Annotated in this window: 21 protein-coding genes; 17 read left to right on the plus strand and 4 right to left on the minus strand. The window is 69.5% G+C overall.

The window, feature by feature from the left end; all coding sequences use genetic code 11:
* Positions 1–64 precede the first annotated feature (64 nt).
* Positions 65–1,447: a helix-turn-helix domain-containing protein gene (locus tag LV78_RS27385; RefSeq protein ID WP_253848522.1), complete on the plus strand. Its 1,383-nt coding sequence runs from the start codon at positions 65–67 to the stop codon at positions 1,445–1,447.
* Positions 1,444–2,370, plus strand: coding sequence for a phosphotransferase family protein (locus LV78_RS27390; protein ID WP_253848523.1), 927 nt, complete (start codon positions 1,444–1,446; stop codon positions 2,368–2,370). The genes LV78_RS27385 and LV78_RS27390 overlap by 4 nt, the downstream gene beginning before the upstream one ends.
* A gap of 1,226 nt (positions 2,371–3,596) precedes the next feature.
* Here the strand turns inward: LV78_RS27390 and LV78_RS27395 are convergent.
* The 4 genes from LV78_RS27395 to LV78_RS27410 form a co-directional block, all read right to left on the minus strand.
* Positions 3,597–4,244 carry a hypothetical protein gene (locus LV78_RS27395; protein WP_253848524.1) on the minus strand — a complete coding sequence of 216 codons (648 nt, stop codon included), beginning with the start codon at positions 4,242–4,244 and terminating at the stop codon, positions 3,597–3,599.
* Between the two features lie 7 nt (positions 4,245–4,251).
* Positions 4,252–5,235, minus strand: a complete 984-nt coding sequence (locus LV78_RS27400) for a hypothetical protein (protein WP_253848525.1) — start codon at positions 5,233–5,235, stop codon at positions 4,252–4,254.
* A gap of 326 nt (positions 5,236–5,561) precedes the next feature.
* Positions 5,562–5,948: a hypothetical protein gene (locus LV78_RS27405; RefSeq protein ID WP_253848526.1), complete on the minus strand. Its 387-nt coding sequence runs from the start codon at positions 5,946–5,948 to the stop codon at positions 5,562–5,564.
* Positions 5,949–6,091: 143 nt separating this feature from the next.
* The gene (locus LV78_RS27410) at positions 6,092–7,318 is read right to left on the minus strand and encodes a phospholipase D-like domain-containing protein (protein ID WP_253848527.1); all 1,227 of its coding nucleotides are present in this window, start codon (positions 7,316–7,318) and stop codon (positions 6,092–6,094) included.
* Between the two features lie 643 nt (positions 7,319–7,961).
* Between LV78_RS27410 and LV78_RS27415 the strand changes: the two genes are divergently transcribed.
* The 15 genes from LV78_RS27415 (at position 7,962) to LV78_RS27485 (ending at position 21,022) form a co-directional block, all read left to right on the plus strand.
* Positions 7,962–8,198 carry a hypothetical protein gene (locus LV78_RS27415; RefSeq protein WP_253848528.1) on the plus strand — a complete coding sequence of 79 codons (237 nt, stop codon included), beginning with the start codon at positions 7,962–7,964 and terminating at the stop codon, positions 8,196–8,198.
* Positions 8,199–8,741: 543 nt separating this feature from the next.
* Positions 8,742–8,924: a hypothetical protein gene (locus LV78_RS27420; RefSeq protein WP_253848529.1), complete on the plus strand. Its 183-nt coding sequence runs from the start codon at positions 8,742–8,744 to the stop codon at positions 8,922–8,924.
* A 372-nt stretch (positions 8,925–9,296) separates the two neighbouring features.
* Entirely contained in the window at positions 9,297–9,671 is a 375-nt protein-coding gene (locus tag LV78_RS27425; RefSeq protein ID WP_253848530.1) for a hypothetical protein, read from the plus strand.
* A 514-nt stretch (positions 9,672–10,185) separates the two neighbouring features.
* Entirely contained in the window at positions 10,186–10,449 is a 264-nt protein-coding gene (locus tag LV78_RS27430; RefSeq protein ID WP_253848531.1) for a hypothetical protein, read from the plus strand.
* A gap of 301 nt (positions 10,450–10,750) precedes the next feature.
* A complete protein-coding gene (locus LV78_RS27435; RefSeq protein WP_253848532.1) occupies positions 10,751–11,035 on the plus strand; it encodes a DUF5983 family protein in 285 nt (94 codons plus the stop codon).
* 462 nt (positions 11,036–11,497) lie between these two features.
* Entirely contained in the window at positions 11,498–12,067 is a 570-nt protein-coding gene (locus LV78_RS27440) for a DUF6884 domain-containing protein (protein ID WP_253848533.1), read from the plus strand.
* Between the two features lie 381 nt (positions 12,068–12,448).
* On the plus strand, positions 12,449–12,646 hold the full coding sequence (locus LV78_RS27445) for a hypothetical protein (protein ID WP_253848534.1): 198 nt from the start codon (positions 12,449–12,451) through the stop codon (positions 12,644–12,646).
* Between the two features lie 337 nt (positions 12,647–12,983).
* Positions 12,984–14,813, plus strand: coding sequence for a ParB/RepB/Spo0J family partition protein (locus tag LV78_RS27450; RefSeq protein WP_253848535.1), 1,830 nt, complete (start codon positions 12,984–12,986; stop codon positions 14,811–14,813).
* Between the two features lie 165 nt (positions 14,814–14,978).
* Complete coding sequence (locus LV78_RS27455; protein WP_253848536.1) at positions 14,979–16,016, plus strand: DUF4192 domain-containing protein; 1,038 nt, start codon at positions 14,979–14,981, stop codon at positions 16,014–16,016.
* A 174-nt stretch (positions 16,017–16,190) separates the two neighbouring features.
* Positions 16,191–16,736 carry a hypothetical protein gene (locus tag LV78_RS27460; RefSeq protein WP_253848537.1) on the plus strand — a complete coding sequence of 182 codons (546 nt, stop codon included), beginning with the start codon at positions 16,191–16,193 and terminating at the stop codon, positions 16,734–16,736.
* A 453-nt stretch (positions 16,737–17,189) separates the two neighbouring features.
* Positions 17,190–17,576, plus strand: coding sequence for a hypothetical protein (locus LV78_RS27465; RefSeq protein WP_253848538.1), 387 nt, complete (start codon positions 17,190–17,192; stop codon positions 17,574–17,576).
* A 99-nt stretch (positions 17,577–17,675) separates the two neighbouring features.
* A complete protein-coding gene (locus LV78_RS27470; RefSeq protein WP_253848539.1) occupies positions 17,676–18,023 on the plus strand; it encodes a hypothetical protein in 348 nt (115 codons plus the stop codon).
* A gap of 67 nt (positions 18,024–18,090) precedes the next feature.
* On the plus strand, positions 18,091–18,747 hold the full coding sequence (locus LV78_RS27475; RefSeq protein WP_308208764.1) for a Crp/Fnr family transcriptional regulator: 657 nt from the start codon (positions 18,091–18,093) through the stop codon (positions 18,745–18,747).
* 236 nt (positions 18,748–18,983) lie between these two features.
* Positions 18,984–20,465 carry an ATP-binding protein gene (locus LV78_RS27480; RefSeq protein WP_253848540.1) on the plus strand — a complete coding sequence of 494 codons (1,482 nt, stop codon included), beginning with the start codon at positions 18,984–18,986 and terminating at the stop codon, positions 20,463–20,465.
* Positions 20,465–21,022, plus strand: a complete 558-nt coding sequence (locus LV78_RS27485) for a hypothetical protein (RefSeq protein ID WP_253848541.1) — start codon at positions 20,465–20,467, stop codon at positions 21,020–21,022. The genes LV78_RS27480 and LV78_RS27485 overlap by 1 nt, the downstream gene beginning before the upstream one ends.
* The last annotated feature ends 27 nt before the right edge of the window (positions 21,023–21,049 follow it).

Below are 21,049 nucleotides of genomic sequence, written 5' to 3' on the forward strand. Positions count from 1 at the left end.
ATGCGGCTACGTCACAGCGTTGGACCAGTAGGGTGATGCTCTCCGTACGTCACGAGAGCGCAGGATGCACACGCCACCGCTGCCCGAAGATTTCTGGACCACCCCGAAGATCCGTGTCTCCCTCTTGCGCGGCAACCCCGCCCCGACGCTGCGCGCAGCCCGCAAGGCACTGGGCTGGAGGCAGAAACACATGGCCGAGCAGCTGGGAATAGGCCAGGGCACGCTTTCCCACGTCGAGACCGGTGCGCGCCAACTGCCCGCAGAGTCCGCACAGTCCGTGCTGGACCGGATGATCCGGATACTCGCGATACCCGCCGACCTCGCCGAAGGACTGCTCCGCCTGGGTACCGTGCAAAGCGGCGGACCTGCTGCCCCAGCGGAGGAGGACGAAAGCGTGGACCGCAGAAGCATGCTGCACCTGGGCGTGATGGCAGTGCTGCCCGCAGGCATTCCGACTGAGCACGAGCAGCGCCTCGCAGTACCCCACCACCGTGTCCGCACCGTGGGCACTGACGAGGTGCAGGCTGTCGAGCGAATTACCGCAGTGCTGCGTCACATGGCGTTCCGGGCCGGCGGCGGAAACATGGCCCACGACGCGTATGCCCACTACGCGCTCGCCCGAGGCAGGCTGGCCCTGCCTGCATCCCCTAAGGCGCATGACCGCCTGCGCCTGGCCGTCGCCGCCGCAGCGCACACCGCCGCCTGGGCCGCCTACGACGCCGCCGACTACCCGACCGCCCGCACCCTGTGGGCCGACGCCGAGGAGCTGGTGCGTGGCGTGCACCACCCGCGCGGCGCGGACCTGGCCGTCACCATCGCCGTGGGCCGCGCCCACGAAGCCCTACACCAGAACGATCCCGGACAAGCACTGGTCCTGGTCGAGACCGCAGCCCACGAGACCCGACAGGTCAGCACCGAGGCCACCCTGGCCCACCTGGCCGCCCACCGCGCCTGGTGCCATGCAGCCCTCGGCAATGCCGACGCCGTCGACCGCGCCTGGGAGCAGGCCCTACGCCACCTCGACGCCGGTGAACCCGACGAGTGGACCCGGCATCTCGACACCGCCGAGATCGCCGGGATGACAGGGCACTGCCACCTACTGCTCTCCCGTCAGACCTCCGGCCTGCCCCGCCGGGACCGCCTGCACCACGCGAACACCGCCCGCCTGCACCTGGGCCGAGCCGTCGACGCCTACCCCGACGCCTACGGCCGGGCCCGCACCGTCAACAGCCTGGGCCTGACCGAAGCCCAACTGCACTGCGGCGACCCCGCCGCCATCGAGACCGGCCTCACCGCCACGGCCGCAGTCCTAGAGCTCGGAGCACCCCGCGTGCGCCGACGCCTGCACGACCTGCGCGCTGCCACCACCGGACGCACCGCGGTACCCCACATCGCCTACCTGCGCCTCCGACTGGACACCGCGCTGACGACCACCGTCCCGCAGTGAGCGGACCGACGTCGACAACAGACGCGACACTCCCCGGCCCCACGCACCTGCGACTGCTGGGCGAACACCTCGGGATCGACATTGGAGGCGCTCGTCTGCTGCACCGCCGCTCCAACGCCGTTTGGCACCTACCCGCCGTCGACGCGGTCGCACGCCTGGCACCGGACACTCCCACCCGCCGCGAACGCGCCCATACCGCCGTGGAACTCTCCCGCTGGCTCGCCACCCAGAAACCACCGATCGCACTGCCCCCGCTGAAGTCGCTCGCACCCGCCCCTGTCCTCGTCCCAGGCGCCGTGGTCACGCTCTGGCCCTACCGACCCCCGCTCGGCGAGCCGGGACCGGAACAGGTGGCGGCCGTGCTGCGCAGGCTGCACTCCCTACCAGCCCCGCCCAGCACGATCCCGGTGCCCTCCTACCGACCGCTGCACCGCCTGGACGAGGCGCTGGCCGTCGACGCCGCACGCAAGCACCCGGTGCTCACCCCCCAGGACACGCGATGGCTGATCGAGCAGGCCCGGCTGCTTCGGAACGAACTGGAAGAGCTCCCGCGCACAGACCACGCCCTGGTCCACGGTGACGCCCACCCCGAGAACCTGCTGCCCACCGGGCACGGGTGGCTGCTCATCGACTGGGACGGCGCCTGCCTCGGCCCCCGCGTGCTGGACCTGCTCCCCACCGGATTCCCCGGCCGATTCGCACGCCCCGACGCAAGCGACCGCCGGTTGTTCTGGGGCGCCTACGGCCCGAGCACGCACCACGAGCAGGAAGTGCGAGTGCTGCAGGCCATCGGGGAACTGCACTCACTGGGCGCGTATCTGCGGCTGGCCGCCGACAGCCCTGCCCACGCCGACCAGCTACAACTGCGGATTCGTTCACTGGTCAACGACGACCCGACCGCGCTGTGGCGGCCCGTGCGCTGAACCGACCGGGCACATAGACAAGCCGGGCTGCTGCTCCATTCGTGCGTACCGGCCATAGTGGCGAACTGATTGACCTGCTGTGATCCGCTAGCCTGCTGATTCCATGATTCCCCCGACGAGGCTCTAAGCCTGCGTCCCGACGATCGGACAGCACGCACATGAACGGTCAGGACGGCTCCCTGCCCGTCACACGGACCAGCACTGCTCCCACGCCCGTGCTGTCCCCTCCTGCGGGCGGAATGGCCGACCCGGTCTGGGGTGCTGCGGGAGAGGCCAAAGCGACCGCAGGACGTACCTCGTACGCCGGACCATGCCCGGTATGCACCGAAACTGTGTTGCTACCCGCCTCGCTGCGTGTGGGGAAGGCCATCATCTGCGGGAATCACGAACTGAGGTACCTAGGTACATGTGCGATGCCTACCTGCAATGCCAAGGTACTCGCCACCCCAGACATCGAAATTACCTGTCGTGGACGACGAAGGCACGCCCTCGAACTCGTCGAACGCGACATGCAGAGCGTACTGCGACTGCGTAAGACAGCTTGATGATCCTGCACAAACTGGAATCCCTTCAGGCAGCTTCCGTTGGAAATGGAACGGGCAGCAACTCAGCGGCACCATCTCGGCACTGTGCTGTGAAGTAGTGGATGCCGTCGCCCCCGTCTAAAGGAATCGGCGCAGACCCAGGCCCACGACGGTCGAGCGCAGCGACAGCCCGAGGCACCACACATGGACACATAATCTTCCTCGTTAGCGATGTCACGGTCGCGCCCCTTGTGGCCGCATCGGTGGTGGGGACAGCCGTCGGAGGAGTCATCGGCACCGATCTGTCCCTAGCCGAAGGCGTGTTCGGCGATGGTGTGGTTAACGCGCAGTCGCTTCTTACGCTCGTTGAGGCGGTGTATCGGCCTTGCGGGTCATGCTCGTCTGCCCCTGAGGTCTCCGGCACGCCCCACGCCCCACGCCAGCGGAAAGGGACGCGGCGGCACGACTTTACTGCGACAAGGTCTGCTGCTCCCCGCGCCCGATGGCGGGTGGACCGCGCCCACCCGCCATCGGGCGCGGTCCACCACAAGGCCACCACCCCGCAACGTCGGCGGGGGCGTGGTCCCGCTTCGACACGAAGGTGCCTCGTCCTGTCCTGGACAGTCCCGCGAGCGAGTCGACGTCGGCGTCACCGGAGTAATGGCGACGCAGTCGCACGGCGGCGAGGCGTTGCGGGCCTGCTCAGCTCCTTGCCTCCGCGCCACCGGCCCGGTCGAACACGGCGCGGCCAGCGCGGATCACGGTCAGGTCTTCGGGCCCGCAGCTGGCCCACAGGGCACCGAAGCTCGTGAGCCCGTCGTCAGGCGCGAACAGGGCGTCCAGGTCGACGGGCGCGGGCTCGTCGGCGGGTGCAGTGGGGCGGGGTGGCGGGTTGCCCGACACCAGGCGCAGTCGGGTGCAGCCGTCCGGGTCGACGTGCTCGACGGACTCGGCGAGGTAGGTGCGGGCGCCGACTCGTCTGGTGTCGGGGTGGTGCAGGACAACGTCGCCGGGGCGCAGCGGGTACCACTGCTGGCTGATCAGCGGCGGTAACTGCGGCACCCGCCCCGCCGGAACGACGGCGTCGCTGGCGCAGGCGGGGCCTGCGGTGCGGGCCGCGTCCACCGCGTCGAGAAGGACACCGGCGGGGAGGACGTAGACGAGGTAGTCGCCCTTGCGTCCGAGCGCCGGTTCGGGGAGCGGGCGCGGCAGGTCCAGGACGGCATCCACCGCGTGGAGGACTGCGGCGACGTGCTCGGGAACCGCGCCCTCGACACGCAGCCGCAGCGGAGCGCGTTCCCGAGGTGTACGGGGCGCACGGGGGGTGTGCCTGCTTCTGCTCCTGGTCATCGGGTGCCTACCTCTCCGAGGTGATCGGCTCGTCGTCCGCGTCCGGTTCGCCCAGGGCCGCGGTGACCCGGTCGCGCAGCTGCGCGAGGTCGCCGTCCGGTCCGTTCGCGGCCAGGCTCGCGAGCAGCCTCTCGCGTAGGCGCCGCACCTCGACGGCGGCTCGCCAGTTGTGCTCGGCGTCGGCCTTGGCCGTGGCCAGCTCGGTGCTCAGTTCGACGATCGTCCCGGCCAACTCCCGCTCGGCGGCCTTGTGCTCGCCAGCGAACTGCCTGTGCTGGGCCTCCAGGGCCAGGGTGTGCGCCTCGCACAGGTCGTCCAGCTTCTTCTGCGCGGCGGTGGCCGCCTTCTCGGCCTGCTCCGTGGCGGTGGCGCGTTCGCGTTCGCGCTGGCCTTCGAGTTCGGTGATCTTCTCGCCCATCCTGTCGACCTGGGCGATGAGCTGGTTCTTGGCGCCGGTGAACTCACCGATGACGCCGACCTGGTCGGCATTGGTCTTGGTGGCCTCCTGCAACAGGGTGGACAGGTCGTCGGCCCGCTTTCTCCGGTCCGCTTCCCGCGTCGCCGCCGTCCGCGCGGCTGCCTTGGCCTCGTCGCGCTCCACCGGCGCCGCACCCCTGCCCCGACTGGCATAGGCGGCGGCCTCGTCGGCTGCCTTCTTGTCCTTGAGCGCCTGCTCGCGGGCTGCGTTGGCCTTCCGGGTCTCGCGGCGGGCCTGCTCGGCCTCAGCGGCGGCCAACTCAGCGTGGGCCAGGGCTTTGACGACCTCGCCGGTCAGGCGCTGGTCGAGCTGGGTGAGGTCACCGCGCATCGGGTCGAGCGCGGCGAACAGCGCCTCGACGGCAGTCCGCAGGTCGGTGTGGTGGCGGGCCTGGGTTGCGACGTCGAGGTCGGCCGTCGGGCCGGTGCCGCCGTAGGCGGCCAGCCACAGGTCGTGTACCTCGTCCAGGCGCTGGCAGGTGACCTCCTTGCCCCGGCAGTCCTGGCCCCGCACGGTCGCGCAGTGCCGCGGGTGCGGCCCCCCTCGGCTGGCGGGCCTGCGGTGGTGGCGCCAGCAGAACTCGCACAGCCGTTCGTCCGCCTGTGCTGCCTTCCGCCTCTCGTCGCCGCGCCGGAAGGCCAGCGGGGCGGGGGCGTGTTCGTCCCGCCCTCGGCGGTGCGGTCGTCGGCGTCGGTCGCGTCAGCGGTGTCGGTGTCGACGTGCTGCTGATCGCTCATCGTTCCTCGGGTGACGTGGCGAATTCTCGGCAGGCCCGCCCCGGCCGGGTCGGTGATCTCGACGGGAGCGGGCGCGTCGGGCGAACCGGGCGGGCTTGCCCGCTACTCAGTGAAAGGGCGTGCCTCGAAGGGGTGTCCATGCGTGTCGGTCCAGTGCTCCCGCCCCGTCGGCTGCCTGTCGGCGCGCCACTGGTCGCTCCAGGAGTTCATGGCGTGGTGGCCGCCGGGAGCCTGCGCCGGGCGCAGGATCGCCTCCGGCCAGAACTGCTCCAGCGGCACCTCGTAGCCCGACTCGGCCATGATCCTCACCCCCGACCGCTCCAGCAGGGCACGCCATGCCGCGCAGTCCACCAGCCCCTCGTCCGGGTGGGCGCGGAACAGGAACTCCCAGTGCGCCGATGCGCAGCCGATGTGCAGTCCCGTCTCGTGCCCGGCCCACCGCTCCACCGCCGCCAGACCCGTGTCCACCGCGTAGTAGCTGTAGCCCATCGTCCGCCGCTCCTCTGTATCCGCTGTCGGTGTCGTGCGTCGGCTGCGCCACCGCCCCGACCATGCCGGTCATCGCGGCAACCGCGCCGTGTGCGGCGGTGCCACCACGCTTCCCGCAGCCTCGCAGGGAGCATGGGCGTAGGTCATGTCCCCTCCGAGCGGAAGGTCTCGCCCGGCGACGCGAGGCGGCCCTCCGCACGCAGGAGGGCGGCCCGGTACTCCATGCCGCTCACCGCCCGCGCGAACCCGCTCTCTCGCTGCCCATCGACGCCCACTGCGCCGGGATGCCCGTCCAGGTGTGCCAGGCGTTCGCGCCTGCGCCGCGCACCGCCCGCCCGCTCACAAGCGGGCGTGCGCTCCCCGTAGTTCACGCGTTCTCCTGCAGCGGGCTCGTCCCGATGTCTGCCAGGTCTGCTAGAACGGCGTCGACCAGGGGATCCCGCCCACGCTAGGTAGGCGTGCCCCGGCGGGAGCGCGGGCAGCCCGTACCGGTCGTAGAGCGCCCGCGCCTTGGCGGTCGGGGTCTGCCGGTCCCGCTCCAGCAGTCCCGCAGCGCGGGCCACCGCGAGATGCTGCCCGATGGCGGCCTGGTCGCCGCGGATCAGGGTGCCTTCCTCGCGGCGAAAGACCAGGTCGCCTCCGAGGTGCCCGAGCCAGTCGAACGAGCTGTTGATCCAGGTGTCGCCGAAGATCAGGGCATGGGGGTGCTCGACCTCGGCGTGGGCTAGGGGCAGGTTGGGACAGCGGGACGCCAGGGTCTTCAGGCGCGTGACGGCCATGTTCTCGCGGTCCCTGTCCAGGGCGGTGAGCCCGTAGCCGATGTGCTCGGTGACGCCAGGTCGGCGCAGCATGATCTCCACCTGTTCGACGAACTCCTCGGTCACCACGGCGTCGCGCACGTTCGAGGTGACCAGCCGGAACCGCTCGCTCGCCTGGCGCAGGGCGTGCAGGAGCAGTTCGCGGTGCTCGAAGACGGGCACGCTGCGCACGCTCAGCGCCTTCAGCTCGGCGCGTGCGGTGACGCTGTCGCGGGTCGCGGCCGAGACCGCCCGCCCGTCGTCGTCGGGCAGTTCGTGGGCTGGGATGGCGTCGACGCGGCGCTGCAGGACGCGGACGCTCTCGTGCGAGGCGCGGCGGGCACGCAGGTGCTCGGACAGATCGGGCTCGCCCAGTGGAGCGCGCACGCTGGTGCCCAGCTTGGCGGCGGCGCCGATCTCGGTCAGGACCTGGTCGTGGACGGTGCTGGTGGCGTCGATCACCAGGGTCAGGCGCACCTCGTCGAACTCGGCCGCAGCGTGGGCGAGCAGGACGACCGGCAAGTAGTGGCGCTTCTGGCGGGTGACCGCGTCGATGGAGACGATCTCGCCCACGCTCGTGCCTGCGGGGGCGGAGGTACGGCGGGGAGGAGAGCAGGTCGTGCCCGGCGCGACGGGATTCCTCGACCAGGCGGTTGAGCACGCGCGCGGTGACCTCCTCGGCGGCGACCTCGTGGGTGCTGGCCTCGGGCAGGAGCACCAAGCTCCGGCCGGTGGCGGTGGCCCAGGCGATCAGCTTGCCGCAACTGTCCGCACCTCGTCACCCGTGCCCTCGGCGTTATGGTCGCAATAACCCTCGCAGCGCGATGGCGAACACTTTCAATCCAGAAATAGTTTAGCGAGCATTATTGCGATCTGCTTGCGCAGCATCTGCCGGCCGTACCGGTTTACACGTTGGCCGCCACTCAAGGAGCACCGCAGGCTCCGACCACCTGGTCGGTGGGACACGCACACTCTGCGGCGCCGCGGGGCTGTGGGGCAAGCCACCAAAAGAGATGGCTTGCCCCACAGCCCCGACGGCACCGCCTGCCGAGTGTGCCCCACCGACCAGGTGGCTTCGCCGAGCGGTTTGACTACGACATGTCATTCCTCATCGACTTGCAGACAAGTCGGCAATCCGATCAATCGCCTCCGCAGACGCAACCACCGAATCGAATCAACCGGGGCACTCCATTTCACACCGACCCGGAGAACGTTCATGTCCCACACCCCACAGTCCGCCAGGATCGCCCCACCCGAGATCGTCGCCTCCATCGCCGCCGTCGTCGACTACAACTGGGACGCCGAGCAGGCCGACCACCAGGAGCAGTCTCCGCAGGACCGGCCCGGTCATGTCTTCAACGCGCTGACCGTCATCCGAGGCTGGCTCGACGCGGTCGACGACCTCACCCAGCTCCACGAGACTGCCAATACCGACGCGGACCGCCATCGCTAGCCCCTGACCCGCTTCTACCGCCGCAGTGAGCACACCTTCCGGGTGCAGATCGAACGCGACAGCTACAAGATGCAGTCCTTCGCGGTGGCCGAGGTGCTCGACGCCGACCGCAAGTGATCGAACGTCGTGGGCAACGACTCATCGAACTGGTACGACAGCACCTCGCCCTGGAGTGGGAGGGGAACCGGAGGTCGCGAGCCCGGCTTCACGACGCTGCGGCGCCTCTCCGACGAGTTGGCGCACAAAGCATCAGTGATCGTGCCAGCCTGACCTGCCCGGCTCACCCGGACACCACGCACAAGACCGCCTCAGCGGGACCCGTTCGACACCCCGGAGACCTGGGCGCCGTCGTGCCCGGTGGGGTGCCGCCCAGCGTGCTCCGCCGCGGTCGGGGTGTCCAGCAAAAAGCGCCGGACACTCCATCCCCTCGGCGGAGCCGCGCGGCAGGCGCGTCATCGGATCCGTTCGGTGGCCACAGCGCCCCGACATCCACTCGAATCTGCTTGCACATCAACACTTTCTCCTTCACATCAGAGCACTGTCATGTCCACAACACATCGAACGAGAGCTATAACGACGACCACGAACGCCGCCGCCGAGCGCGACACCACCGTCAACATCGCCACCACCAACGACGCCATCGTCAACGACAACAGGGACATCGTCGAGCAGGTGGAGGTCACGGCCACGCCAAACCGAGCTCCGGATGGGACGCATACCTGCTGATCGACTGACTCCGGCATCCTCACCGGTCGAGCCGCCATCTGGCGTGTCCTGGCCGGAGACGACCTCGTCACCACTACCAGTTCGCCCGTGGTGGCTGGCTGGCTGTTCTTCGGCTGGGCCAGTTCCTGAAGTCCCGGCGCACCGGGGTTGCGCCACGGCGTTCCCCACACCCGCCTGTCTGGTAGGGCCTCGGCGCACGGTGCCGGGACCTGCTCGCGCGAACTCGCGGCGCGTCCCGCACCCGGCGGGGGCACCGCACTCTGCACCGGCGCCCCCCGCCGCAGCGAGTCGCACCGCCGGGGGGGGCGGCGGAGTAGCCCGGATGCGCTGATGGCACGGTTCCGATTCCCTCTATCCCACAAGGAGTTACGCATGCCCACCATAGTCCCGGAGCTGCGTGATGTCGTCGGCTTCGTGCTGGAGCACGCCGACAAGAGCGCTCTGGAGAGCATCACGCAGGCGGTCAAGTCGCGCCACGGCGTCCTGCGTGAGAAGTCTGCGGCCGAGGTCACCGAGAACGCGACGGTGACCATCCGCGACATTTCGCCGAAGTACCTCAACGGCCTGTCAGGCGTCGTGAAAAAGATCGTCCGCGGCCACGGCAAGCCGCACGCGACGGTGACCCTGGACAAGGTATCGACGGATACTTTGGCGTTCTCCTCGACCAAGTTCGGCCACCTCGCTGGCCGCGCCTCCTACGACCTGACCGGTGTGCCGCTGAGCTGCTGCGAGGTCGTCAAGGGCTGACTGCGGGCCCTGTTGTCCGCCTCACCCCGGTACAGAAGGCCCGGCGCTGGTTCCCGTGAACCGTGCCGGGCCTTCGCGCCGTCCCAGGCCGGTTCATCGGCCCGAATTTCCCTGATTCCGGGGGGTTGTGAGCACCGTCCGGGCCGAGGCCCGCACCCGCTGGGTACACACCGGCATCGAGGCACCCTGCTCGTTCACCGTCACCAGGTTCAACAAACTGGAGACAGACCGCAGCGTGGCCTACAGCGCCGAACTCATGCACCCGACCTCGGCGTGGTCGGTCGCATCTCCAACCGGGGCGACGGCGGACCGACAACCTTCCACACAACTGGACCTTCTCGCCGTATGAAGCGAGTGAATCCTGTCGCCGGTCGGCGATTCTTGCATCCGTCGACCGTCCAGCCTGCGCACCCGAAAGATGTTGATTCTTATGGGGAACAGCTCACGACCCGGAAGTGTCGTGGTCCGCGAAATCGACCACGAGCCATTCGAAACAGTCGGAGAGCAGTACGTCGTGCGCGAGCTGGTCTGGAACGGCATCGACGGCCGATCCTACGACCTGGTAAGCCTGGCCGACGACACAGTGCTCGCCGAGGAGTCGTTCGACGAGTATCCCACCGATGCGCAGATCGCCAAGGTGCTGCGCCACCATGGCATCGACGTCGAGTTGGGCGTGTGCGCGTTCTGCGGAGATGAGCTCCTGCCAGCCACCGCGCACCGGCATCACAACGGCTGGGTTGGCGACTGCTGGGACAAACGGTTGCGCACCAACGAATGAGGTCGGCACGCCCCCATCGCTGCAGAGCACGACGGTCGAAGCACTGCGGTACCCAGCGGCTGCCTCTGCCGCGATACCGACACCCGATCCCGTCGAACTTGCCAGGCCAACGTCCCTATCCGAAACGCATCGACCGGACGCAGCACCGCGGTGGCCGAGACGGAACCCCAGCCAACCACTTCTGGATCTTCGTCGACTGTCGCCAGGGAACCCACGCAACTTCACCGTTCACTCGACATCGACCTCGCCATCCATCAATAGGGCTACAAATGCCTACCCGAAACCACTTCTGGATCCGCCTATGACCAAGCCTGCCATCCGCGCCTTCCTCGACCTGTCTACTAGCCACCTTCGCGCGCAGACCTGCCGGCAGCTCGACGACCACGAGGGGGTCATCGCACACAACCTGCGGCACGGCTGGCTGCTGTTCGTACCCGACCCCGCCGACGAGGCCGCCGCCGGCGACATCGACTGGCCCGATGAACTCGTGCCGATCGTCGAACTGGCCCAGAGGAACGACTGCTCCTACGTGCTGTTCGACTCCGACGGCCCTCAGCTGAACGGCCTGCCCATCTTCGACTGGTAGGCCACAGCACCCATTACGCCCCGAACGGGTGTGCATATCCAGGGTTGTCGGCATCGTCCACGACAACCCCCCGGATGGGCGGGCGCGGGCGGTGGCCGAACCCGGCTCCGCGCCCCGTCGACCTCGGCAATCCTGCTGACCCGATATGCACCCAGCCGCACATTCTGTCCCCGGTGGATCCATCGGAGCGCGGCCTTGGTCAGCCGAAGTGCCTCCAGGACGTTCTCGCCGCGTTCCCGCCCGAGATCACATTTCCAGTTCGAACGTGTGGGTCCGGTTGGCGCCGCCCAGCGTGCTCTTCCGGGGTGGGGGTGTCCAGCAGAAAACGCTGGACACCCCCACCCCGGAAGAGCCGCACAGCAGGCGCACCACCGAATCAGACCGGCCCCACAAGTTACCGGCCACAGCGCCGCTTCCCTCTTCAACACCAACACATTCCCGCACTTACGTCAGGTCACCGCCATGCCCGCAGCACCTTACGGCAGAGGAGGAACGGCTACGACCAGCGAGCACTCCATCGGCGACACGCCACCCGCCGAAAACCGGCAACTGGTGTTCGTTGTCCCGTGCGGCCGCGCCAAACTCGACACCCCTGCCCCGGCCCGATCGCTCTACATCGGACAGATGTTCCGGTACTGCTTCGCCACCGCCGAACGCGAAGCCGTCCTCGCCGCGAGCGCGGGCGCCACTACCAAGGTTCTCATCCTGTCCGCCCGGTACGGACTGCTCGATCCCGACACCGAGATCGAACCCTACGAGCAGACGATGACTTCCGCCAGCGCGGTCGACGCCCACCGGCTGGCAGATCAGTTCGCGACCGTCCTCGCCGGATACGACACCGAGGTCGTCGTCTTCCTGCCCAAGGCGTACCTGGTCCGACTACGCGACGCCGTCGCACTGATCCGGCGTCGCCACGGCCACAAAGTGTCCTTGCGCGACGCCTACCAGACGGCTCCGGGCATCGGCTACCAGCGCCAAGTGCTGGCCGCTCTGCGCCGCTCGCAGTCGCTCCGAAGCGGCCACGGCCGCTAGCGGCGACCGCGTCGGGGATGCGGCCCCGGCCTCGCCCTGTCGGACCAAGCCGCCAGTGCGACGTCGGAACCGACGAGAAGAAACGACCATGTCACCTCCATCCCTGATCGGGAAACTCGCTCCCGCAAGGGACATCTACACCACCCGACCGTGCAACCGAGCCGGTGCCCCCCAAATCCAGATGCCCGAACTGGGCAAGGTCCTGCACCGTTATCACAACGGAGGCATCGATCGCTGGTGACGGAAATCCTGCATCACGACTGGGAGTCCCACAACCCCTAGTCCGCAGGCCACGAGCTGGACACCGGCCAGCATGTTCCATTCACCGCCGAAAACGTCCAGTCATACTGCAGCATCGGCTACCGCCTTGCCGGGGCGGCCATGCACCCGATCACCAGTCGCCTGTCCGACCGTCCCGTTCGGCTCTACCGGTGGCTGTACGCCTTCGACGGGTCGGTGCTGCGTGTCTTTCGCAACCACGACGACCACCGCTGGATACCGGCGCGCGAACTCGATGCCACCACCCTCGCCACCTTCGACGCGATCGGCCCGAGCGTTCCGGACACCGGTCCCGACTGACCCGTCGACCGATCCGCCATGACCGCATCACCCAGGCGACACACCGAGGCCGGGAGGCTCTCGCCGCGATCCCGCCCGAGACCACGTTTCCAGTTCGAACGTGCGGGCCCGGTAGGTCCGGTGGGCGCCGCCCAGCGTGCTCCACCGGGGTGGGGGTGTCCAGCAGAAAACGCTGGACACCCCCACCCCGGAAGAGCCGCACAGCAGGCGCACCACCGAATCAGACCGGCCCCACAACTCACCGGACACAGCGCCACTTCACCTTCAACACCAACACATTCCCGCATTTACGTCAGGGCATTGCCATGCCCGCAACACCTGGAATGAGGCCAACGCGATGACCGCTACCCTCGACACCGCCCATCACAGCAACGTGCCCGACCTGATCACCATCGACCAGGTCACCACCGACACGCCGACCGTCTACCCCTTCGTCTTGCACGGGGTCGACCCGCGGGGGCTGCGCGCGGACGGCAACAGCCGTGTGGTCGTCGACATCCGCGAGACGCGGCCCGAACTGGTGGCCTCCGTCGCCGAGCACGGCGTGGACCCCAAGGTCTCGATCATCAACGTGGCTCCGGCCCCCGACGGCGTCCTCGCGGTGCTCGTGGGCTTCCACCGCCACGCCGCCGCCGTTGCGGTCAAGGAACGGGAGAACCCCGACCTCACCGTCGACCTGCTGGTCCACGCACCCGGCACCAGGCGGGAGGTGCTGGTGGTTCAGGGCATCGAGAACATCCACCGCAAGGGCTACACCACGGTCGAGGAGGCCGAGCTCTACGGCCAGCTCGCCCTGGAAGGGATGGACACCGAGGCGATCGCCCGCGAGCTGAGTCTGCCCGACGAACAGATCAAGGCCGGACTCGCCGTCGCCGCCAGCACTCGCACCCGGGCCGCAAGCAAGGCCCTGCCCACCGCAGACATGCTCTTGCTGTCCCAGCTCGCCGAGTTTGGCGACGACGAGGACGCCCACCAGGTGCTCGTCGACGTCCTGACCACCCGCCCCCATCAGTTCCAGTGGAAGATCGAGCAGTTGCGCGACCAGCGGGAACAGCGAGCCATGCTGGCTCAGGAGACGCAGAAGTTCACCGACCTGGGCTACGTGCTGGTCGACGATGAGGACGACCTGCCCGACGGGACCGAGCGGCTCGACGAGCTGTGCGTCGGCGACGGCGTCGACCCGCTGGACCCCGCGGGGCACGCTGGCTGCCCAGGACGCGCAGTCTCGGTGTGGGTGGATGGCGAGCTGAAGGTTGAGGTCGCCCAGTACTGCCTCAACTACGTCGCGTACGGGCACCGCACCCTCGCCTCGGTGCGGATCGCGGCCGCCAAAGACCGGCTGCGCGCCGAGGGTGTGCCGATCGTCGACCCCGCCGCCGACGGCGTGGTCCCCCTGTCCCGGCTGTTCGCCGACGAGCAGACCCAGCACGCCCTCACCGCCGCCGACCACGCCGGCTGCCCCGGTCACGCGGCCTACGTCATCGACATCCCCTTCCGGTCGACCACCGACGTCGGATACGTCTGCACCGACCACGCCGCGCACGGCCACGTCCTGCGTTTCGCACCGGCTGCGCCGCAGCCCGAACGCGACGCCGCCTATCAGACCGGTGAACGCAAGCGCGCGACCGCGAACAACCGGCTGTGGCGCGATGCCAAGATCGCCCGCCGCAAGTGGCTGACCAAGTACTTCACCGACTGGCGCAAGCGCAAGGCCACTGCGCTGCCAGCGCGCCTGCAACACTGGCTCGCGCTCGCCCCCGTGCTGGCCAGCGACTACCTCGCTGAGTCCGGGCACGCGCACGCCTACGCCTGCGCCCTGCTCAAGCTGGGCGAACCTAAGGATCACCGCCGCACCAACAACCCGATCGCGGTGCTGCTGCGGCGCAAGACCACCACCGAGACCCAGGCCGTCCTGATCCGTCTGGCCCAGGTCGTCGGTGCCTGCGAGGCGCACTGGAACGCCAAGTACACCGAGACCGCCGACGCCAGCTGGCGCTCGCCCAACGACGACACCCGCTTCTACATCGAGCTGCTGCAGGCCCTGGGCTACCCCCTCTCTCACATCGAGCAGGTGGTTCTCGACCCCGCCCTCGACCACGAGAAGTGGCCCCACCTCGCCCCTGTCACCACCGGTGACAAGCAGATCTGCGACCAGCAGGCGGCGTGATCGCCGCACCCCCTAGGTGGTTGGGCCCACGCCTGCCTCTCTGCGTGGGCCCGACCACCCCGATGTAACCGGCCACCACGGGCTCCTGGCCCGCCCCACCCGCGCTGACTCAGTCCGCAGTCCCGCCCAGTCCACCCGTTCACGTCGAACCCCGAGGAGACCACAGTGATCGCTGACTCGTCGTCGAATCCGCCACCGTCCGGACACACGCTTTTCGACCGGAAGCAGACGGTCCGGGTGGACGACCCCGGCGATCTCATCGCCACCATCCCGTACCTGATCGGGTACTTCCCCCACGACGCACTGGTGATCAACTTCGTCCGCGACGGCGTCATCATCAAAACCCTGTGCTGCAACAGTATCTCCGACGTCGCCGCCGAACCGGCATCGACCGGGGAACTTCTCGACACCCTGATTGGTCACGCCGAGGGCGAGGCCATCCTGATCCTGGTCGCGACCCAGCATCAGCACCACGATGACGCCCCACCTCATGCCGCATTGATCAACGCGATCGCGCGGAGGTTCGCCGAACTGGGCGTCGACGTCGCGGCCTTCTGGACGACCGGCATCGCCGAGGGCGCCCGATGGGGCAACTACCACGATCCCTCCCGGACCGGCACCGTCGCCGACCCCGCGTGCTCCCTGGCAGCGGCTGCCACAGCGATACAGGGCCAGCGGACCTTCGCCAGCCGAGCCGAGCTCGTCGCGACGTTGGAGCCAGCACCCCAGGAGGTTCTGCACCGCTGCGAAATGCTGCTTTTCGGCTTTGCCGCCGCCGGGCGTCCTGCGGCTTCGGACGCTTACCGCCTGGTCGCTGATCACGTCACCCGTGCCGGCCTGCGCACCGAGGCGTTGACCGACACCGAGGTCGCGCAACTGGTATACGTCCTCGGTGACCTGGAAGTCCACAGTGCCTGCCTCGGGTTCGCAGTCACCGACCAGGCGGCCGCAGCCGAACGGCTGTGGACGGAGCTGACCCGGCAGTCGCCTGTCCCCGAACGCGCACAACCGGCCGTGTTACTGGCCGTGTCGGCCTACCTGCGCGGCGACGGAGTCCTGAGCAGCGTGGCACTGGATCACGCGCAGGCGGCGGCTCCCGACCATCGTCTCGCCCGATTGATCCGTCAAGCCCTCGACACCGGACTTCCGCCGGAGAGGTTGCGTTCGTTGGTCGAGCAGGCCCTGGCCACCGACCCGGAATAGAGCCAAGGCACCCACACCTGACCCGAATCCAGTCTGCGACCACCCGATCGGCCTGCCACGCCTTGGCCGCTGGCCGAGTCCGCGCAGTTCGGTGCTTCCGGCAGTCCTGTACGCCTACACCATCGTCCGCCGGCCGCTTCCCGCCTACCGCCGCCTTACCCGCCAGGAGGTGCCGTGTCGACCGCCGCCGCGCTGCGTCCGACCACCCGACCACGCTGGATCACCCCGTACGACGCCAGCCGTTGCTATCTGCTCCCCAACGACGTCGAGTGCAACATCCCGCGCCTGGGCGCGGCCGGCGAGTGCGGCGCCTGGGACTGGGCCCGCGGCCACCTGGTCGAGCTGCACTTCCGGCTCGGCGGCGCGCCGTTGGCCCTGCACTACCGCGAACTGGTGGCCCGTCACCCGCACGACGCCCTCGGCGTCGCGCCGCACCTGCCGGTCGGCGTCGAGGTCACTGCCCGACTGCATACTCGCGAGAACCGGCTGGTCACTGTTGTCTCCCGCGTCGAGTCTGCTCCCTACGGACCGCGCGGCGACCACTGGCAGGTCACGGTCGACGGCGAGATCCCCACCGATGCCGACGACCCGGCCTTGCACGGCGAGCATCGCTACCCACCGTCGCTGCCGTTCCTGGCTTTTCTGGTCGATCTGCACCTGCAACGCACCTCGCCGCGCCCATCCGCGCTGGCAATCACGCTGCGTAACCACTCTTCGTGACCGACTCCTCACCCTCGAACTCGGAGCCGTCATGTCCCCGTACCGACACCGTGCCCCTGCCCGAAGTCGCCCACCGACCACACCGTCACCGGCGAGCCGCAGCCCGTGGATCACGCCGCCGTCGACGACGCCCTGCTCGACCTGCGCCACCGACAGATGGTTCGCCGGGCGTGCCCTCCACAGGAGGGATGAACCAGCCGCCCGCGATGTGCGACCACCGGCCGCCAAACGACCTGCGGTGAGCACCTGGATGGTCCTGCCTCGAAACCAGTAGTGCCCAGGAACGGAGCCCTGTCTGGTGGTGGTGCGTAGACGGGGACATGGAAGCAGGAACGCCGCCGCGCTCCAAGGGAGCCTTCGGCGTCGCTGCGCGAGCCTGCGCCCCCTTTCCGCGCGGTGGCGTTCCCGCTGGTGCCCCGCCCGTCCACGCACCACCACCAGATGGGAGAACCCATGCCTGTTTGCGGAAACCGCAGCCGTCATACCGACGGCAAGCCGGTCGTGCACGCCAGCGTTGACGCGGTGCGCGCCTGCTGCCTGGCCGACGAGGTCTGGGCGTGCCGATGGCTGGTTGCCCGCTTCAACCACGAGGACGGCGAGGAGTACGTCGTCGAGTGCGGCGGGCTGTCCTGGCACCTGCCCGACGACCGCGGTCACACCTGCGAACACGGCCACGACCACATCTACGCTGACGTCCGCGAGCGCGAGGGCTGGGACTACGCCGCCGACCCGGACGAAGCTGGCCTGCTGGCCGGCCGCGGCGTCCACCCCGTGGCCATGAACGGCGGCGCCATCGAGATCAACTACCAGGCGATGCGCTACGCGGCCTCCCTGGCCTGACCCGACACCCCAGCTCGACGGCCGGTGACCCACCACATGTCGGAGGGGCACCGGCCACCCTGTCGCGTCCTCACCGCCGACATCGGAAGGTCCCCGATCGTGAAGCCGACCAACTCCGCCGACCCCGTGGAACTCACCTTCGTCGACGGCCGCCGCATCGCCGTCCACACGAGGGTCGCTGATCGGGTTCGCGGCATCGACGCCGACGGCGATCTGCTTGTCCCGCTGGGTGAGCCGGACAACCCGATCCACCACGACGACGGCACCGAGTACCTCATCGCCCTGACCCCGTGCTGCCACGCCAGCGGCAAGGGCTCGGCCATGGCCGAGGGCGGCGTGGTCTGCCGCTCCTGCCACGACGAGGTCGACAGCAAGTACGCGGGTCCGGGCACCCTCGCTCTGGCCGTCACCGCCGTCATGGCCGAGCCGCCCAGCGCATCGGGGTGACCACCGCATGCCGGATCACTGATCCGTACCCGCCCTCCACGCCCGGTCGACCCACCAGGAGTCCATGATGTCCACTACCGGCCTGTCCGCCGACAATCCGATCCTCTCCGCCCTGAACATCGTCGGCAAGGCCTCCGAGTTCCCCCGCGGTCACGTGATCTTCTCCGAAGGCGAGCCGGGCGACCGGCTCTACGTCATCCGGTCCGGCAAGGTGAAGATCAGTCGCACCACGCCCGGTGGCCGAGAACACCTACTGGCCCTGTTCGGCCCGTCCGACATGTTCGGCGAGGTGTCGATCCACGACCCCGGCCCCCGCGGGTCCACCGCCACCACTGTGACCCAGGTGCAGGTGCTGAGCATCGACCGCCCTGCCCTGCGGCAGTGGATGGCCCACCGTCCGGAAATCTCCGAGCAGTTTCTGCGCGTCCTGGCGCGCAGGCTGCGCCGGACCAACTCGATGGTGAGCGGGATGATCCGCAATGATGTGCCTAGCCGGCTGGCCAAGGCGTTGCTGGAGCTGGCGGTGCGCTTCGGCAGCCAGGAGGCTGGGCTGCTGCGGGTCACCCATGACCTGACCCAGGAGGAGCTCGCCCAGCTGATCGGAGCCTCGCGCGAGACGGTGAACAAGGCACTGGCCAACTTCACCCAGCGCGGCTGGCTGCACCTGGAGGGCAGGAGCGTGCTGATCCTGGACCCGGACCGCCTGGCCCGCCGGGCGAGCTGACCGGCCACGCACAGCTGCAGCAGCACCAGCGGGACCCCGGTATGGCCCTCACCCGACTCCCGGGCTCCCCCGAGCAGCACGGGCTCGGCCGAGTCAGGAATGTGCCAGCGAGGCCTTCGACCGGCTCGCGCGACACCGCGGCAACTCCCGGACGAAGCCCCGACATGGGGCGTTCGCCCCCTCAGCCCTGGTGCTCCGGGCTGACCCCGAACAACATCACCTCTGGGGAGTTCGTCATGTCTACCGTCCACACCGTGTCCCTGCGTGGCCTGACCGGCCAGGTGTCCACCCTCACCGTCACTGCCGACGATGGCCCGCCCGAAATCCTGCTCACCGGCGGCAACGGCCGCAGCCAGCGCGAGCTGCGCGACCGAGTGCACGCAGCCCTGGCCAACTCCGGCCAGCCGAACCGGAGCCGGCACATCGAGGTGCACCTGGGCCCATCGGAGGCCGCGCCCCAGGCCGCCGCCGTGGCCGTCGCGGCGCTCTGCGTCATCCTGGGCGTCCGTGCGCGGCGGCTAGCCGGCACCGCGGTGCTCGGCGAGGTCGGTCTGGACGGCAGCCTGCGCCCCACCTGCGGCGTGCTGCCCGCGGTGCAGGCCGTGCGCGCGCACGGCCTGCACCGGGTGATCGTGCCCGCCGACGCCCTGGGCCAAGCCGTGCTCGTCGACGGCGTCGAGGTGCTCGGCGCGCGCACCCTGAGCGAGGTGGCCGACTGGCTGCGCGGCACCGACACAGCCCTGCACCGGCCCGGCGTGCCCACCGGGTTGGTCGCCGAGACCCCACAGCCGCCGTGGCGGGCGCTGACCACCCCGGTGCTGCAGGCGGTGGAAGTCGCTGCCGCTGGCGGGCACCACCTACTGCTCGACGCCGTCGAGGGCTCGGGCACGTTGCTGGTCGCGCAGTGGCTGCATCAGTTGCTGCCCGACCTGACCCCCGACCAGCAGCTCCAGCTCGCCGCGATCCGGTCGTTGACCGGCCCGCGCGAGGACGGCGCGATCCTGACTGCTACAGCGCCGATGGTGACCGCCCACCACAGCGACTCGCTCGCCACCCTGGTCGGCGGCAGCGTGCCCGGCGCGGTCAGCCGCGCCCACCACGGCGTGCTGGTGGCCTGCGACCTTGACCGGTTCGCACCCCTCGCGCTCGAGACGTTGCGCCGGGCACTGCTGGACCGGCAAGTCCGGTTGGCCCACGGCGGGCACGAGTTGCGCTACCCGGCCCTCGGCCAGCTGTTCGCCACCTGCGTTCGCACCCCTGGGCTGCGGACCCTGCTTGCCCCGGTGCTGCTGGACACCCTGGACATCCGGCTCCGGCTCGCCTCCCCCCGGGCTGTGATGCTCCCGCCCGAGGACGATCGGGACCGGATCGGGCGCGTCCGCGCCCAAGCCCGCGCCCGTGTCCTGCGCGCACGGGCCCGCGCCGCGACCCGCTGGAGTCAGGCCGCGTCCGGCTCCGACACCGTGTTCACCAACGCGACCGTGCCCGAGGAGGTACTGCACTCCCGGCCGTTGCCCGCTGCGGTGGACGCCCCGATCCACCACGCCCTGCGGATCGGGGCATTGTCCCACCGCGGCGCTGGTGCCGTGCTGCGGATGGCCTGGACTGCGGCCGACCTCGACGGCCTCACCCCGCCAGCGCGCCGCCACATCGAGCAGGCGCTGGCGCTGCGGCGGACGACTCCCACGCAGTCCGCGACCGTTCCGGAGGTGCGGTGATGCCCGGCCCGGTGTCCGCGTTCGTCCCGCCCTACCGGGAGCTGCACGTGCGCGATGTCGGCGACCTGGGCAACGCGTTGATCGGCAGTGGTCTGCGCCGCGAGTTCGAACAGCAGGTCCGCGCCCGGCTGCCCGAGCTGATGATGAAGGGCATCACCCGCTGCTGGACCGACTGGTCGCAGGTCTGGGTGGTGCAGTGCGGTGGAGACACGCGCAACAACCGCGTCGTGCTCGCCGGGCGACAACCGCAGACCACGGTCGAGATCACCCTGCCCTACCTGCACTACTACCAGGTGCGCACCCCGCTGTCGGACAGCGACCGGATGTTGACCGCGCTGCAAGCCGCTTACCCGCCCGGCACGCCCACCCGTGCGCTGGCCGACGCCCTCGTCGGTGTACTCACCGTCTGGGCGCATCACCGGCGCGAACACCACACCGGGGTGCCACTGGCCCAGATCGACCGGGCGATAGCCGAACCGCTGCGACCGCTGTTGGCCACCTGGCTGTACGGCGACGAGATCACCGACACCGACGACGCGCAGTGGCGGCTGCGCTGACGCTGCGACAACACCCACCAGCGCGGA

Source organism: Actinosynnema pretiosum (assembly GCF_024171695.1).
Taxonomy (GTDB): Bacteria; Actinomycetota; Actinomycetes; order Mycobacteriales; family Pseudonocardiaceae; genus Actinosynnema; species Actinosynnema pretiosum.

What these genes read in the sequence shown, in the direction of transcription:
- LV78_RS27385 (WP_253848522.1), top strand. Translation starts at nt 65, where the DNA reads ATGCACACGCCACCGCTGCCCGAAGATTTCTGGACCACCCCGAAGATC.
- LV78_RS27395 (WP_253848524.1), bottom strand. Translation starts at nt 4,244, where the DNA reads ATGACCAGGAGCAGAAGCAGGCACACCCCCCGTGCGCCCCGTACACCT.
- LV78_RS27405 (WP_253848526.1), bottom strand. Translation starts at nt 5,948, where the DNA reads ATGGGCTACAGCTACTACGCGGTGGACACGGGTCTGGCGGCGGTGGAG.
- LV78_RS27415 (WP_253848528.1), top strand. Translation starts at nt 7,962, where the DNA reads ATGTCCCACACCCCACAGTCCGCCAGGATCGCCCCACCCGAGATCGTC.
- LV78_RS27420 (WP_253848529.1), top strand. Translation starts at nt 8,742, where the DNA reads ATGTCCACAACACATCGAACGAGAGCTATAACGACGACCACGAACGCC.
- LV78_RS27425 (WP_253848530.1), top strand. Translation starts at nt 9,297, where the DNA reads ATGCCCACCATAGTCCCGGAGCTGCGTGATGTCGTCGGCTTCGTGCTG.
- LV78_RS27435 (WP_253848532.1), top strand. Translation starts at nt 10,751, where the DNA reads ATGACCAAGCCTGCCATCCGCGCCTTCCTCGACCTGTCTACTAGCCAC.
- LV78_RS27440 (WP_253848533.1), top strand. Translation starts at nt 11,498, where the DNA reads ATGCCCGCAGCACCTTACGGCAGAGGAGGAACGGCTACGACCAGCGAG.
- LV78_RS27445 (WP_253848534.1), top strand. Translation starts at nt 12,449, where the DNA reads ATGCACCCGATCACCAGTCGCCTGTCCGACCGTCCCGTTCGGCTCTAC.
- LV78_RS27450 (WP_253848535.1), top strand. Translation starts at nt 12,984, where the DNA reads ATGACCGCTACCCTCGACACCGCCCATCACAGCAACGTGCCCGACCTG.
- LV78_RS27465 (WP_253848538.1), top strand. Translation starts at nt 17,190, where the DNA reads ATGCCTGTTTGCGGAAACCGCAGCCGTCATACCGACGGCAAGCCGGTC.
- LV78_RS27475 (WP_308208764.1), top strand. Translation starts at nt 18,091, where the DNA reads ATGTCCACTACCGGCCTGTCCGCCGACAATCCGATCCTCTCCGCCCTG.
- LV78_RS27480 (WP_253848540.1), top strand. Translation starts at nt 18,984, where the DNA reads ATGTCTACCGTCCACACCGTGTCCCTGCGTGGCCTGACCGGCCAGGTG.
- LV78_RS27485 (WP_253848541.1), top strand. Translation starts at nt 20,465, where the DNA reads ATGCCCGGCCCGGTGTCCGCGTTCGTCCCGCCCTACCGGGAGCTGCAC.